12 protein-coding genes are annotated in these 14,274 nt (G+C 73.5%); 7 read left to right on the top strand and 5 right to left on the bottom strand.

From position 1 onward, the window contains the following. Positions 1–104: 104 nt before the first annotated feature. A complete protein-coding gene (locus tag ACFVYI_RS18170; RefSeq protein ID WP_327674940.1) occupies positions 105–299 on the bottom strand; it encodes a hypothetical protein in 195 nt (64 codons plus the stop codon). A 431-nt stretch (positions 300–730) separates the two neighbouring features. Here ACFVYI_RS18170 and ACFVYI_RS18165 point away from each other — a divergent pair, with 431 nt between their 5' ends. From ACFVYI_RS18165 to ACFVYI_RS18155, 3 genes are all read left to right on the top strand, one after another. After that, positions 731–1,147 (top strand): ankyrin repeat domain-containing protein, encoded by a 417-nt coding sequence (locus tag ACFVYI_RS18165; protein ID WP_387886460.1) that lies wholly within the window; start codon positions 731–733, stop codon positions 1,145–1,147. Positions 1,148–1,222: 75 nt separating this feature from the next. Next, positions 1,223–1,711, top strand: a complete 489-nt coding sequence (locus ACFVYI_RS18160) for a GNAT family N-acetyltransferase (protein ID WP_387886658.1) — start codon at positions 1,223–1,225, stop codon at positions 1,709–1,711. Positions 1,712–1,769: 58 nt separating this feature from the next. Beyond that, positions 1,770–2,852: a serine hydrolase domain-containing protein gene (locus ACFVYI_RS18155; protein ID WP_387886459.1), complete on the top strand. Its 1,083-nt coding sequence runs from the start codon at positions 1,770–1,772 to the stop codon at positions 2,850–2,852. Between the two features lie 61 nt (positions 2,853–2,913). Here ACFVYI_RS18155 and ACFVYI_RS18150 read toward each other — a convergent pair whose 3' ends face one another. The 3 genes from ACFVYI_RS18150 to ACFVYI_RS18140 all read right to left on the bottom strand — a co-directional run bounded on the left by ACFVYI_RS18150 (position 2,914) and on the right by ACFVYI_RS18140 (position 5,403). After that, positions 2,914–3,573 carry a vitamin K epoxide reductase family protein gene (locus ACFVYI_RS18150; protein ID WP_387886456.1) on the bottom strand — a complete coding sequence of 220 codons (660 nt, stop codon included), beginning with the start codon at positions 3,571–3,573 and terminating at the stop codon, positions 2,914–2,916. Between the two features lie 64 nt (positions 3,574–3,637). After that, positions 3,638–4,468: a DsbA family protein gene (locus tag ACFVYI_RS18145; RefSeq protein ID WP_387886454.1), complete on the bottom strand. Its 831-nt coding sequence runs from the start codon at positions 4,466–4,468 to the stop codon at positions 3,638–3,640. A 257-nt stretch (positions 4,469–4,725) separates the two neighbouring features. Beyond that, complete coding sequence (locus tag ACFVYI_RS18140; protein WP_387886452.1) at positions 4,726–5,403, bottom strand: hypothetical protein; 678 nt, start codon at positions 5,401–5,403, stop codon at positions 4,726–4,728. A gap of 931 nt (positions 5,404–6,334) precedes the next feature. Between ACFVYI_RS18140 and ACFVYI_RS18135 the strand changes: the two genes are divergently transcribed. Then, a complete protein-coding gene (locus tag ACFVYI_RS18135) occupies positions 6,335–6,721 on the top strand; it encodes a hypothetical protein (protein ID WP_387886449.1) in 387 nt (128 codons plus the stop codon). A gap of 153 nt (positions 6,722–6,874) precedes the next feature. Continuing rightward, positions 6,875–7,750 carry a CHAD domain-containing protein gene (locus tag ACFVYI_RS18130; RefSeq protein ID WP_387886447.1) on the top strand — a complete coding sequence of 292 codons (876 nt, stop codon included), beginning with the start codon at positions 6,875–6,877 and terminating at the stop codon, positions 7,748–7,750. 136 nt (positions 7,751–7,886) lie between these two features. Here ACFVYI_RS18130 and ACFVYI_RS18125 read toward each other — a convergent pair whose 3' ends face one another. Beyond that, the gene (locus tag ACFVYI_RS18125; protein ID WP_387886445.1) at positions 7,887–9,290 is read right to left on the bottom strand and encodes an MFS transporter; all 1,404 of its coding nucleotides are present in this window, start codon (positions 9,288–9,290) and stop codon (positions 7,887–7,889) included. A gap of 492 nt (positions 9,291–9,782) precedes the next feature. On the opposite strand from ACFVYI_RS18125, the gene car reads away from it, so the two are divergent. Together car and ACFVYI_RS18115 are read left to right on the top strand one after the other, a co-directional pair. Continuing rightward, entirely contained in the window at positions 9,783–13,271 is a 3,489-nt protein-coding gene (gene car / locus ACFVYI_RS18120; protein WP_387886444.1) for a carboxylic acid reductase, read from the top strand. Positions 13,272–13,421: 150 nt separating this feature from the next. Next, complete coding sequence (locus ACFVYI_RS18115; protein WP_387886442.1) at positions 13,422–14,132, top strand: methyltransferase domain-containing protein; 711 nt, start codon at positions 13,422–13,424, stop codon at positions 14,130–14,132. The last annotated feature ends 142 nt before the right edge of the window (positions 14,133–14,274 follow it).

Raw genomic sequence — 14,274 nt, 5'->3', positions numbered from 1 at the left:
CCCCGGGCGAGTGGGACGGTCGGGTTCAGGGATCGGCGTCGGGTGTACGACGGGGCCCGGGGCGGTGGGATCCGCGCCCGGGCCCTGACGGGGGAGTGGCCGCGCTAGAACTTGAGGCCGCCGAGCAGGCTGGCCAGGCTGGCGCCGCCCGCGGTGATGCTCGGAGCGATCGAGGAGCCGGCGATGTAGAAGCCGAGGAGGGCGCAGACGATGGCGTGGGAGACCTTTAGTCCGTCCCTGCGGAAGAAGAGAAAGGCGATGGTGCCGAACAGGACGATGCCGGAAATCGAGAGGATCACAGTCTGCTCCTCGGGGAGGGGGACAGGGACAGTGTCACGGAAAGTGCCCTAATCGTGACAAAAAGTAATAGATGATGGAACGGTGCAAATGGGTGGTTTTATCGGTCAATACCGGCCTGTGGGCCACGTGGAGGTATGCGAACCGCCCCGAACGGGGGCCGGGCGGCCCTGTGTACCGGCGCGGCGAGGTATTCCCGGTGGGCGGGCGGGAAGCTTCCGGGGGTACCGGGAAGTTCGCTCGAATGGCTGCGAAACCTTCCCGCACGCGTGTCGTACGGGGAATGCCGCAATCCGGCCGCCGTCCGCGTGGCGGACGCGCGCTGGATCGCCCGCGTACCGGGCCGCTACGGTGCGGTACGCGCGACCGACCGACCGAGAAGCTCCCGGGGCGAGTCCCGGGGGCGCCCGAGAACGCCCAGGAGAGGCCCGCCATGACCGACGCCGCCAGCCAGCAGCCCGCCGACGCCCCGGACACCGAGGTGATCGATCTGGCCGGGAAGCTCTTCGACGCGGCCCGGGCCGGTGACACCGACACCCTCGCCGCCTACGTCGACGCCGGTGCGCCCGCCAACCTCACCAACGACCGCGGCGACAGCCTGCTGATGCTCGCCGCGTACCACGGCCACGCCGCCACCGTCACCGCCCTGGTGGCCCGCGGCGCCGACCCCGACCGGGCCAACGACCGGGGCCAGACCCCGCTGGCCGGCGCCGTCTTCAAGGGCGCCGAGGACGTGCTCACCGCCCTGCTGGCCGGCGGCGCCGACCCGACGGCCGGTACGCCGTCCGCCCTCGACACCGCCCGGATGTTCGGCAAGGACGAGTGGGTCGCCCGGTTCGAGGGCCGCTGACCCCGGGTCGTAGGCTTTTCAACCATGGAGAGCATCACCGGGACCGCCGGCACGCGGGACAGCAAGGGCGACAGCATCGAGATCCGCGTCACCGGCTACGGCCACCCGGACGCCCAGCGACTCTCGGCCGAGGTGCAGGAGGAGTACGTCCGCCGCTACGGCGAGGGCGACCTCACCGAGCTGCACCCCGACGACTTCGAGCCGCCGGCCGGTCTGTTCCTGATCGCCTACCTCGACGGCGAGCCGGTGGCCTGCGGCGGCTGGCGGGCCAAGCAGGCCGGCCCGCACGGGATGCGGGACGGCGACGCCGAGCTGAAGCGGATGTTCGTCGTCCCCGCCGCCCGCGGGCGGGGCCTCGCGCGGACGGTGCTGCGCCGGCTGGAGCGGACCGCCGCCGAGGCCGGTCGGACCAGGTTCGTGCTGGAGACCGGTACCGAGCAGCCCGAGGCGGTCGCGCTCTACGGCTCCGAGGGGTACGACCCGATCCAGAAGTTCGGCATCTACCGCGACCACCCGCAGAGCATCTGCCTCGGCAAGGAGTTCGACGGCGTGCCCGCCGTCTGACCGCCCGCCCGCTGGGTAGGCTCCCGGCGGACCGGTGGCCGAGCGGGCGGGGGCAGGCATGGACGAGCATCCGCGACGAGCCGCCGCCCCCGACCCGCCGGCCGTGCCCGCCTCCCCCGGTGGGGAGTTGGCGCGGCTGGTGACGGCCGGGCTGCACCGTGTCGGGGCGGGCGGCGTCTGGGCCGTCGGGGACGCCGGCGGTGTGCGCGAGCGCGGAAGCGCCGGCCCGCTCGGTCAAGGCCCTTACGGGCGGCTGGAGATGGGGCCCGACACGCTCTTCGACCTCGCCAGCCTGACCAAGATCGTCGCACTCTGGCCCTGCGCCGGCGCCCTGTGGCAGGCCGGCCGGCTCCCGCTCGACCGCCCGCTCGGCACCTACTGGCCGCCCGCCGCCGGGCAGCCGACCGGGCTGGTGACGGCGCGTCAACTCCTCACCCACACGGCGGGAATGCCGCTGCGGACCGAGTTCGAGCAGCGCTACGGCCGGGACCGGGAGGCGATCCTGGCCGGCGTCCTCGCCGCCCCGCTGCACCGCCCGCCCGGCAGCGCCGTCGAGTACACCGACCGCGCCGCCGTGCTGCTGGGCCACCTCGTCGAGCACCTGGCCGGCGCCCCGCTCGACGCGCTCGCGCAGCGGCAGGTCTGGCGCCCGCTCGGGATGGCCGACACCCGGTTCGGCCCGCTCGGCCCGGCCGGGACCGCGCGCACCGCACCCACCGAGTACGACGAGGCCACCGGCGCCCACCTGCGCGGGGTGGTGCACGACCCCTCGGCCCGGCTGCTCGGTGGCGTCTGCGGCAACGCGGGCGCCTTCTCCACCGCCCGCGACCTCGAACGCCTCCTCACCGCGCTGCTCGACCCGCCGGCCGTGCTGCCCTGGGCCGGGCCCTGGATCGCCGAGTCGCTGCGCGAACAGACCGGCGGGCTCACCCCGGCGCGCGGTCTGTCCTGGCTCTGCGCCCCCGGCACCGACCCCGCCGAGGGCACCTTCGTCCACTACGGCTTCACCGGCACCGGGATCTGGGTCTCCCGCCGGCTGGGCCGCTGGGCGCTGCTGCTGACCAACAAGGTGCACTACGGCCGCGAGATCCAGCCGCTCACCGACCTGCGCAACGCCTTCCGCCGGGCGGTCTTCGGATAGGCCCTGTCCGCCGGTGGCCCCGCCCCGGCCCGGCCGGGACGCGGCCACCGGCGCCGCAGGCTCAGAGGAGGGTGCTCCAGTAGTACCAGAACCGGTTCAGGACCAGCAGCGCGATCACGGCGGCCCACAGGACCGGCAGCGCCCAGTGGTAGCGGGCGGCCTCGCGGACCACCGGTCGCAGCCGGGGGCCGACCGGTATCACCCCGGAGCGCAGGTTGTGCAGCGTGGTGTACCAGCACAGCGGCACCACCGTCGCCCAGACCACCATGCAGTACGGGCACAGCGCGCCGATGTCGTACAGCGCCTGGTCGATCAGCCAGTGCACGAAGACGACGCCGGTCAGGGTGCCCGCCTGCAGGCCCAGCCAGAACCAGCGGCGGTAGGCGGCACCGGCCAGCAGCCCGGCGCCGACCGCCGCCAGCGCCCCGAACGCGGCCAGGCCCAGCAGCGGGTTCGGGAAGCCGAAGACCTCCGCCTGCTCGGTGCGCATCACCGAACCGCAGCTGATCACCGGGTTGATGTTGCAACTGGGGACGTAGGACGGGTTCTCCAGGATGCGGAGCTTGTCGAAGGTCAGGACGGCCGAGGCGGCCAGTCCGAGGAGTCCGCCGAGGAACAGGAACAGGGCGAACGCCCGGCCCGCGCCGATCGGCGTACGGCCCGGCGGTGCGGTGGTGGCGGGGACGGGGCGGGGCGGGTTCACGGCGGTCGGGGCGGTCATGGCAGAGCACTCCGGTGGGTGTGAAGGGCCGGCCCGGCCGGGTGATCGGCCGGGCCGGTGGTGCTCACTGCAAGCCCGCGGCCTGCTTCACCTGGGCGGTGAACTGCTCCGGCGTCACCGCGTTCTTCCCGCTGAACAGGGTGATCGGCTTGCCGTCCAGCTTGACCGTCGGCGTCCCCGTCACCCCGCTGTCGTTGAAGGCGTCCGCGACCTTCTTCGCCCACGGCCCGTAGGTGCGCTCGGTGACCGCCTTGACGAAGGCGTCCGTCTTCAGGCCCGGCACCTGGTCGGCCAGGTCCAGCAGGTGGTTGACGTCGCCGAAGCCGTCCTCGCGCTCGTCCGGCTGGTTGGCGTACAGCACGTCGTGGAACTGCTTGAACTTGTCGACGCCCTCGTTGAGCGCCGCGCCGACGGCGGCGAGCGCGGTGCGCGAGCCCTTGCCGCCGAGGTTCTTGTCGAGGAACGCGGCCAGGTGGTACTCCACCTTGACCGTGCCGTCGTCCGCCAGCTTCTTGACGGTGTCGCCGTTGGTCGTCTCGAAGCTCTTGCAGACCGGGCAGCGGAAGTCCTCGAACACCTGCAGGGTGTGGGCGGCGTCCGCCTTGCCGTAGACGATCACGGTGCCGTCCGGGCCGGTGGCGTTGGCCGGGACGACCAGCGCGGTCGGCTCGGCGGCGGCGGACGCGGTGGACGAGGTGTCGCCGCCCGCCGCGTTGATCGCCAGCGCCGTACCGCCCGCCAGGGCGAGGACGGCGACGATCGAGACGCCGACGACGATCCGCTGCCGGCGCTTGGCGGCGAGCCGCTCGCGCTGCTGCGCCTCCTGGATCCGCTCGCGGGCGCTCACGCGCTGGGACTGCTTGCGGCCGGGCTGCTGTCCGGTGGGCTGGGCCATGGTGGGTCAACTCCTGTACGCGGCGCGCGAATGCGCGCGGGGGTGCCCGCCTCGGCGCGGCAAGGGGCGCCGCGGGCGCGAGGGGGCTGGGATCGGTGAACGCGGGAGTCGGGCGCGCTGCCTGCGGGGCGCCGGGGCGGTGGCCCGGGGCCCGTCCGTGGTTCCGGACGCCGGGGTGTCAGGACGCCGGGGTGTCAGGGTGCCGGGGTGTCAGGGCGTGCCGCCCTCACGGACGGGGCGGTGCCGGACGCCGGGCGTCAGCAGGCAGGCGCGAAGGCCGGCGGACCGCGCCGCGGCGCCGGGCTGAGCACCACGGCCTCGCGGAGCGGCAGGGGCCGGTCCGAGACCGGCAGCGGCACCCGCCGCACCGGGCGGACCGGCACCGGCGCCAGCAGCAGGAACAGCGCCCGCAGCGGGGCCGCGAGCGACTGGCGCAGTGCGCGCAGGGCCCGGGCCAGGCCGGACAGCGCGGCGTCGCCCAGCCGCAGCCAGGTCGCGGCGGCCAGCGCGACCAGCAGATGGACCAGCAGGACCAGCAACTGGGTGGCGGCCGGTGCGACCGGCCCGGCGTGCCCCAACGGTCCCGAGAACAGCGACCCGTCCACCGAACCGCCGCCGCAGACCAGCAGGTTCATGCCGCGTGCGGGGGCGTGCTCCGCCCCGAGGACGGGGCCGCAGCCGGCCTGGCCCAGGTTGAAGGTGGTGTTGAGCAGCAGCTCGACCGGGACCAGCACGGCCGAGATGTGCAGCAGCCGGCGTTCCCGGCCGGCCAGTGCGGTCGCGACCAGGAAGACGACGGCGGTCGCGGCGGCCACCAGAGCGAGCGGCAGCGGGCGACCGGTGATGACGACCTGGCCCAGCGCGGACAGCGGCACGGCGAGCGCGGTGAACACCGCGGCCCGCAGGGCCCTGGTCGCAGGGGTGGAAGTCGTCATGCCCCGGAGTATGCCACGACGCTTACACGCCGCACGAGGGTGCGTCGGCGGATGGCGAACAGATGGTTCGCCATCGGTCGCCCGTTCGTGGTGCGGGGGCCGGGAGTTCACCAGGGGGATGGGTTTGGACGGGGGAGCCGGGGTGAGCGGGCGTCAGGGGCTGCCGCCGGCGGCGGAGGTGATCCGACAATCGGCCGATGGACCACGCCACCGGCTCGGCGCACCCGCGTCCACCCGCGGCCCCCGCGGCGCAGACCCCGGGGCACGCCTCGGGGCAGGTCCCGGTGCACGGGCCGCTCCGACCGTCGCCGCCGGTTCCGCCGCCTGCGTCGCCGCCGTCCCCTCCCGCGCCGCACTGGCCTTCGCCGCACTGGCCTTCGCCGCCCTCGCCGCCCGCGCCACCGTCCGTCCACCCACCGCCGATCCACTGCCCGGTACCGGCGCACACGTCGACGCCTTCACCGCAGCCTGCCGCGTCGCCGTCCGCGCCCTCGCCCGCGCCGTCCCCTGCCGTGCCCGCGCCGTCCCCTGCCGTGCCCCCGCCGGCACCTGCCGCGCCGCCCGACCCGAGCCGGCCCGCGTCGCCCGGGCCCGAGGTTGCGCAGCACCCGCCTCCGGCCGGAGCGCCGTCGGCCGCCCCGCTCGTCGGTGCGGCCCCGGCGTCGCCCGCCGCTCCACGCCCGACGGCCACCGCGACCGTCACATCGCCGACGGTCCCGACGCCCCCGCCGACGCCCGGGCCGGCTCTCACGCCGACCCCGGGCCCGATCGCGACGGTCGCGGTCGTCGGGCCACCCCCGCCCCCGGTCGGCGGGCCGCCGCCCGCGCTCGAACCGTCCGTCTGGGCCACCGTCGTGATCCTCACCGTCCTCGTCCCGGCCGCGCTGGCCGCGGCCCTCGGCCACCACCCCCCGACCTCCAGGAGCCGCAGGTGAACCCTGGCCCCCTGCTCAGCGCCGCCGCGGCCGTGACGGTCGCCGTCACGGCCCTCGCCGTCGCCCACCGGCTGCGCCCCGCCCTGCCCGAGGGCGAGGAGCCGCCCGAGCCGCACCCCGCGCTCGCCAGCATCGGCTCCGGGCTGCTCTCCGGATTCGTCCTGCTCACCGGCTTCCTGGTCGCCACCGGCTGGGCGGCCCGCACCACCGGCGTGGTCCCGCCCGGTGGCCTCTACATCGCCGACCTGGCCGCCGGCACCGCCGTTCTCCTCTTCCCCTCGCTGTCCGGGCTGCCCTTCACCCCGCGCCACGCCACCGCCGTCTGCTTCTTCGCCGCCCTCGTCGGTTACACGATGTCGCTGGCGCTCCAGCTGAGGCCCTGATCCCGGTCCGGCCGGATCCCGCCCCCGGCCGGGTTCGGCCCGCGCCCGCCCGGGTTCGGCCCGCCCCCGGCCGGGTTCGGCCCGCGCCCGCCCGGGGCCGGCGGGCTAGCCTGGAAGGCGTCCCGCAGGCCCCGACGGGAGGGGTGAACGCGCATGGCCGCAACCGACACCACGGTGGGCGCGGTGGTGCTCGACCGGATCGGGGCGCAGGCCGAGGTGCTCGCCGGCCTCGACGACGCGGTGCGGGCGGACGAGCCGGACGCGGTGCACCGGATGCGGGTCGCCTGCCGGCGGCTGCGCAGCGCACTGCGGACGTACCGGCGGCTGTTCGTGCCCGGCGCGACCGACGAGCTGGTGGCCGAGCTGCGGTGGCTCGGGGAGGCCCTCGGCCGGGCCCGGGACGGCGAGGTGCTGGGTGAGCGGCTGGTGGCGCGGGCCCGGGAGCTGCCGGCGCCCTGCGGGCCGGAGCGGCTCGTCCGGCGACTGGAGCGGTGGGGCCGGGAGGAGTACCGCAAGGTGCGCCCGGAGGTCGTCGCGGCGCTGGACAGCGGGCGGCGGCGCGCCCTGGCACAGGGTCTGGCCGCCTTGCTCGCGGATCCGCCGCTGCGCGGGCGGGCGGGGCGGGCCGCCGCGTCGGAGCTGGCCAAGGTGGCGGCCCGGGAGCAGCGGCGCACGGCGGAGCGGATCCGGCTGGCGGCCGTCGGCGGGCCGGGGCGGGACGCCGCGCTGCACGAGGCACGGAAGGCGGCCAAGCGGGCCCGCTACGCGGGGGAGACGGCGGTGCCGGTGGCCGGCCCGGCGGCGCAGCGGTACGTCGCGCGGATGAAGGCCGTCCAGGAGGTGCTCGGGGAGCACCAGGACGCGGTGGTGGCGGCGGCCGCACTGCGGGAGCGGGCGGCCGGGTCCGGCGAGGCGTTCGGCTACGGCGTGCTGTACGGGCTGGAGTTGGCGGCCGCCGAGGCGGCGCGGGCACGGCTCCCGGAGGTGTGGGCGCGGGCGGCCGGTCGGAGGCTGGCGCGGTTCGCCTGACCCGGTCGCACCGCGGTGCCCGTGGGGGCGCTCCGATGCTCCGGCGGGAACCGGACGGTTGTCCGGTAGGGATCGGGCCCGCCCCGGCGCGGCGGGACCGGAGTCCCGGTCCCGCCGCGCCGGTCGTGCCGGTGGATCATTTCTGACGATGCGTCAACTGTGCCATGAGGGTGAGGACGGCGAAGCCCAGGATGACCGCGAGCCCGGGGTAGAACATCGACAGCTCGGTGCCGGGCATGATGACGGCGGTGACGACCGCGAGGCCGAAGGCGCCGCCGACCTGAAGCGAGCTGTTGAGCAGGCCGGCCGCGAGCCCCTGCTCCTCGTCCGCGATCCCGTTGGTGCCGGCCACCATCAGTGTCGCGATGCTGAGCGCGAAGCCCACGCCCCACAGCACCGACGCGGGCAGCAGGATCCGCCAGAGGTCCGGCTCGGGGCCGATGAAGAGCATCAGCAGGTAGCAGGGGAGGAACGCCACCAGCCCGACCATCAGCACCTTGGTCACGCCGAACCGCTCCATCAGGGCGCCGAGCTTGGGGCCGATGATGACCACCATGAGGCCGGCCGGCAGCAGGACCAGTGCCATCTGCCACGGCTTCCAGCCCTGGAGGTCCTGCAGGTAGAGCGCGAGCAGGAACTGGAATCCCATCGCGCCGCCGTACAGCAGGGCGATGCTGATGTTGGCGCTCACCAGGCTGCGGTTGCGGAAGATGTCGAGCCGGATCAGCGGCTCCTTCACGCTGCGCTCGATGATCAGGAAGGCGGCCAACAGGGCGGCGGAGAGGGCGAATCCGCCGACCGTCCGGACCGAGCTCCAGCCGGCCTCGGCGGCGGAGACCACGGTGAAGACCAGGAGCAGGGTGCCGGTGAGCAGGGTCGCGGCGCCCCCGATGTCGAGGCGCGGCCGCTCGGTGCGCGGCGGGTCGGGCGGCAGGAAGCGCAGCGCGCCGATGAGCAGCAGGATGGAGAGCGGGATCGGCAGGATGAAGATGGACCGCCAGTTCAGGGCGGCGAGCATGCCGCCGACCAGCAGGCCGGAGGAGTAGCCGGAGGCCTCGAAGACGTTGAAGATGCCGAACGCCTTGTTGCGCTGCGGGCCTTCGGGGAAGGTCGTGGTCAGCAGCGACATCGCGGCCGGGGCGGCGAAGCCCGCCGCCATGCCCTTGACGAAGCGGGAGACGATCAGCAGCATCGAGCTGTCGGCGAGCGCGCCGAACAGCGAGACGACCGCGAAAGCGGCCATCGCGATGATCAGCACCCGCCGCCGGCCGAACAGGTCGGCGACCCGGCCGCCCAGCAGCAGGAAGCTGCCGAAGGCGAGGATGTAGGCGCCGACCAGCCACTGAGCGGTGGCTGCGGTCATCCCGAGCTCGTTCTGGATCTCGGGGATCGTCACCACGATCATCGAGACGTCGAGCCCGTCGAGCAGGATCACGCCGCTGAAGATCAGCAGCGACACCCATAACCGTGCCGACCAGCGCAGGGAGTCCTGCTGGACCTCGGATGCCGCCGTCTCGGGCGCTGCCTCGGATGCTGCCAAGGCGTCGCCTCCCGTTCGGTGTTCACTCGGAGCCGAGCTGCCTGACATGGGCACGTCCCTCCCACTAGAATGATCTTGAGCGCGCTCAACCCGCGTCCGCGATAATTGTGTGCGCGCTATATTGCATAAGCTTGATGCTGCCCTAAGTAACCAGACCTTCGCAAGGCGAACACGGCAAGCGTGTCAACTACCGGCCCCCGGGCTCCGGTGGGCGGTCCCGGGCGGCGTCGTTCGGTCGGGTCGCATGCGCCGGGTCGGCGGCGCCGAGCCCCGCGCCGCTTCCCCCGTCACCACCGCCCGGTCGGCAACAAGACCGCAGGCGAAGGACTTTGTGCGCGCCCGGGAGAACTCGCCGCGCGGTGACCGGCATACGGCCGACCTGACAGATCGTCGTTCGTTTGTTCAGGAACCCGGTTCGGCTCTGGTTAGCATCGGGGCACGAACTCGGAGCGACGGACGGATCGTCCGGGAGAAGAGTGTGCCGTCGTCGGCGTGCAGGCCGACGAGCACCGGTCCTTCGAATTCCAGCCACAACAGTCTGCCAGCGATGCGATGCGGAGACCCAGAATGCGGCTTGCGCAAACGTTAGCAAATGTCATGCAGCGCCACACGGATCGGCCCGCAATCGGTGAACGCGCGAAGGAGTTCGTGCGGGATGCCGACACCGGCCGCGTTTCGCTCCGCCTCCTGGGCCACTACGAGACGACCAGCTACAGCGAACTCTGGGGGCGGGTCCGCGCGGTGGCCGCGGAATGGCACCGCCACCCGGACCATCCGCTGACGCCGGGTGAACGGATCGCGCTGCTCGGCTTCGCCAGCGGTGACTACTCGGTCGTCGATCTGGCCTGCAACTACCTCGGCGTGGTCAGCGTCCCGCTGCAGACCAGCGCCCCGCTCCCGCAACTCGCCTCGATCGTCGAGGAGACCGAGCCCTTCGTCGTCGCGGCGAGCATCGAGCGGCTGCACGTCGCCGTCGACCTCCTGCTGGCGAACTCCTCGGCCCGCCGACTGGTGGTCTTCGACTACCACCCGGAAGTCAGCGACCAGTTCGAGAAGTTCACCGCCGCCCGGGAGCGCCTGGAACAGGCCGGCCGCGACGTGGTCGTCGACACCCTGACGGAGGTCGTCGGCCGCGGATCCGCGCTCCCCGACGCGCCGTTGTTCGTGCCCGAGGACGACGACGACCCGCTGGCGATGCTCATCTACACCTCGGGAAGCACCGGAACGCCCAAGGGCGCGATGTACACCGACCGGCTGTTGAGCGCGATGTGGGGCGGCGCCTGGTCGAAACTGTTCTCCGACCTCCTCGCCATCAATATCAACTACATGCCGATGAGCCATGTCGCCGGGCACTCGTCGCTGAAGAACACCCTCGCCCGCAGCGGGATCAGCTACTTCACGGCGAGCAGCGACATGTCGACCTTCTTCGAGGACATCGCGATGGTCCGGCCCACCGAGCTGTCGCTGGTGCCACGGGTCTGCGAAATGCTCTACCAGAAGTACCAGAGCGAGCTCGACCGGCGGGTGCTCGCCGGCGCCGACCGGCAGGCCGTCGAGGCGGACGTCCTGACCGAGCTGCGGGAGAAGCTCCTGGGCGGCCGGCTCGCCTGGGCCAGTTGCGGCTCCGCGCCGCTCTCCGCCGAGCTGCGGGTCTTCGTCGAGGCGCTGCTGGGCTTCGAGTTGACCATCATCTACGGCTCCACCGAGGCCGCCGCCGTCTCGGTCGACGACAAGCTGCTCCGCCCGCCGGTGATCGACTACAAGCTGGCCGACGTGCCCGAACTCGGCTACTACCGGACCGACTCCCCGCACCCGCGGGGGGAGTTGCTGTTGAAGTCCGAGGCCATCGTCCCCGGGTACTACAAGCAGCCCGAGCTGTCGGCGGAGATCATCGACGAGGACGGCTACTACCGGACGGGCGACATCGTCGCCGAGCTCGGGCCGGACCGGTTCACCATCCTGGACCGCCGCAAGAGCGTGCTGAAGCTGTCCCAGGGCGAGTTCGTGGCCACCGCGCGACTGGAGTCCGAGTTCGCGGCCAGCCCGCTGGTCCGGCAGATCTTCGTGTACGGCAACAGCGAGCGGTCCTATCTGCTGGCCGTGGTGGTGCCCACGCCGGCCGCCCTCGAACAGTTCGGCGGCGAGCCGGAGAACCTCCGTCAGCTCCTGAGCGAATCGTTTCAGCAGATCGCCGGGGAAGCCGGTCTGAACTCCTACGAGATCCCGCGCGACGTCCTGATCGAGACCGAGCCGTTCAACCAGGCGAACGGCCTGCTCTCGGACCACCGCAAGCTGCTGCGGCCCCGGCTCCAGGAGCGCTACGGCCGGCAACTGGAGGAGCTGTACGCCGACATAGCCGCCCGGGAGAGCCAGGAGCTGCTGGAGCTGCGCCGCACGGGCGCCGACCGGCCGGTGCTGGAGACCGTCCAGCGGGCCACCCGGGCGCTGCTCGCGGGCTCGACCGTCGAGGTCGGCCCCGCCGCGCACTTCCGGGACGTCGGCGGGGACTCCCTGACCGCGGTCTCCTTCTCCAACCTGCTCCACGACATCTTCGGCGTGCGCGTCCCCGTCGACACGGTGATCAGCCCGGCCTACGACCTGCAGCAACTGGCCGGCTACATCGAGACCAAGCGCGCGACGGGCCCGAGCGGGACGACCTTCGCGTCGGTGCACGGCGAGGACGGCACCAGGGTCCACGCGAAGGACCTCACGCTGGACAAGTTCCTCGACACCCGGACGATCGCCGACGCCCGGACCCTCCCAGGGCCGACCGGCGAGCCCCGGACGGTGCTGCTGACCGGCGCGAGCGGCTACCTCGGCCACTTCCTCTGCCTGGAGTGGCTGGAGCGGCTGGCCCCCGTGGGCGGGACGGTGATCTGCGTCGTGCGCGGGCGGGACGCGGACGCGGCCCGCAAGCGCCTCGACGAGGCCTTCGTCAGCGGGGACGACGAACTGGTGCGCCGCTACCGGGAGCTCGCCGACGGGCATCTGGAAGTCCTGGCGGGCGACATCGCGGAGCCGCGGCTGGGCCTGGACGACACGACCTGGAAGCGGCTCGCCGACGACGTGGACGTGATCGTCCACGCGGGCGCCCTGGTGAACCACGTTCTCCCGTACAACCACCTGTTCGAGGCCAACGTGGTCGGGACGGCCGAACTGATCCGCCTGGGGCTCACCGGCCGGATCAAGCCCTTCACCTACATCTCCAGCGTGGCCGTCGCCACCTCCCGGGCGGGGCGGCCCCTGGACGAGGACTCGGACGTCCGGGTCGCCATCCCCGTCCAGCAGACCGACGAGGGCTACGCCGGCGGCTACGCGACCAGCAAGTGGGCCGGTGAGGTCCTGCTCCGCGAGGCGCACGACCAGTGCGGACTCCCGGTCACCACCTTCCGGTCGAACATGATCCTCGCGCACAGCCGCTACGCCGGGCAGCTGAACGTCCCCGACCAGTTCACCCGGCTGCTGCTCAGCGTCATCGCGACCGGCATCGCGCCGCACTCGTTCTACCGCACCGACGACGGGGGCGGGCGCCGGCGGGCGCACTACGACGGCCTGCCGGTGGACTTCACCGCCGCCGCCGTGGTGACCCTGGGCGGGCACGGCGCCGAGGGCTACCGGACCTTCAGCCTGGTCAACCCGAACGACGACGGGATATCGCTCGACAGCTTCGTGGACTGGCTCTCCGAGGCCGGTCACCGGATCGAGCGGGTGGCCGACTACGACGACTGGTTCGTCCGCTTCGAGGCCGCGATGCGCGCCCTGCCCGAGGGGCAGCGGCAGCACTCGGCGCTGCCGTTGGTCCACGGGTTCAAGCGGCCGGAGGCCGCGGTCCCCGGGTCGGTCATCCCCTCCGACCGGTTCCGGGCCGCCGTCCGGGCCGCCGGGGTCGGGCCGGCGCGGGACATCCCGCAGCTGTCGCCGGAGTTCATCGCCAAGTACGCCGCCGACCTGTCGCTGCTCGGCGAGCGCCTCGGCTGGTGAGTCCGCGGTAGCGGGCGCCGGCGGGAGACGGGGGAGAGGGCCGTCGCCGCGCCGCTCCCGCAGCCCGGGACGGGCCGGCCGGGAGCCGGACGGGCCCGGGAGCAGGAACGAACCACGCCCATCGGACATCGACACCTGGAGGAGAGAACCATGGAGCAGACATCCGAGAAGTTCGAGGAGCGCTACGACCTCGGACGCCGTCTCGTCGAGCAGCTGGGGACGGCGGAGACCGAGCCCACCACGTTCGAACTCCTCGGCCTGGAGTGGGATTTGATCCCGGGCACCTACGAGCCGCGGCAGGGTACCGGTACCGAGTGGTACACCGGGGCGATCCCCTACCCCCAGGGCGGCAGCTTCCTGGAGATCGGCTGCGGGGCCGGCGTCACCGCGGTCTGGGCGGCGCTGCACGGCTGTGCGCGGGTGACCGCGACCGACATCACCGACACCGCGGTCGACAGCGCCGCCCGCAACGCCGAACGGCACGCAGTCGCCGACCGGGTGCGGGTGCTGCGCAGCGACGTGTTCGACGCGCTCGACCCCGAGGCCCGCTTCGACACCGTCTTCTGGAACTGCAGCGTCTTCGAGGCGCCGAAGGACTTCGAGTTCACCCAGGACGTCGAGTGGGCGATCTTCGACCGCGGCTACAGCGCGCTCGGCCGCTACCTCGCCCAGGTGCACGACCGGCTGCTGCCCGGCGGCCGGGCCCTCGTCACCTTCAACAGCTTCGGCGACGCCGGCCGGATCGCCCAACTGGCCGCCGAGGCGGGCAGCTCGCTGACGATGCTGGGCAGTGCCGACCGGCAGCTGGCGGGGGTGGACGTCACCTACAAGCTCTTCGAGATCCGCCGGCTCGGGCACTGACCGCACGCCGCCCGACGCAGCAGGACCCCGCACACCCGGTCGCCGGGGGGGCGGGCCCCCCCCGGGGGGCCGGGCGCGCCCGCGCCGGGCGCGGCGGGCGGGGGGGCGGGGGGGGGGGGGGAAATTAAACCGGCCCCGGCGT

Source organism: Kitasatospora sp. NPDC058218 (assembly GCF_042882445.1).
Lineage (GTDB): Bacteria > Actinomycetota > Actinomycetes > Streptomycetales > Streptomycetaceae > Kitasatospora.
This window is presented reverse-complemented; position numbering and strand designations above follow the sequence as displayed.

Excerpts from the sequence above, each read along its gene's own strand:
- ACFVYI_RS18155 (WP_387886459.1), top strand. The coding sequence starts at position 1,770 with ATGGACGAGCATCCGCGACGAGCCGCCGCCCCCGACCCGCCGGCCGTG.
- ACFVYI_RS18150 (WP_387886456.1), bottom strand. The coding sequence starts at position 3,573 with ATGACCGCCCCGACCGCCGTGAACCCGCCCCGCCCCGTCCCCGCCACC.
- ACFVYI_RS18145 (WP_387886454.1), bottom strand. The coding sequence starts at position 4,468 with ATGGCCCAGCCCACCGGACAGCAGCCCGGCCGCAAGCAGTCCCAGCGC.
- ACFVYI_RS18115 (WP_387886442.1), top strand. The coding sequence starts at position 13,422 with ATGGAGCAGACATCCGAGAAGTTCGAGGAGCGCTACGACCTCGGACGC.
- ACFVYI_RS18140 (WP_387886452.1), bottom strand. The coding sequence starts at position 5,403 with ATGACGACTTCCACCCCTGCGACCAGGGCCCTGCGGGCCGCGGTGTTC.
- ACFVYI_RS18165 (WP_387886460.1), top strand. The coding sequence starts at position 731 with ATGACCGACGCCGCCAGCCAGCAGCCCGCCGACGCCCCGGACACCGAG.
- ACFVYI_RS18130 (WP_387886447.1), top strand. The coding sequence starts at position 6,875 with ATGGCCGCAACCGACACCACGGTGGGCGCGGTGGTGCTCGACCGGATC.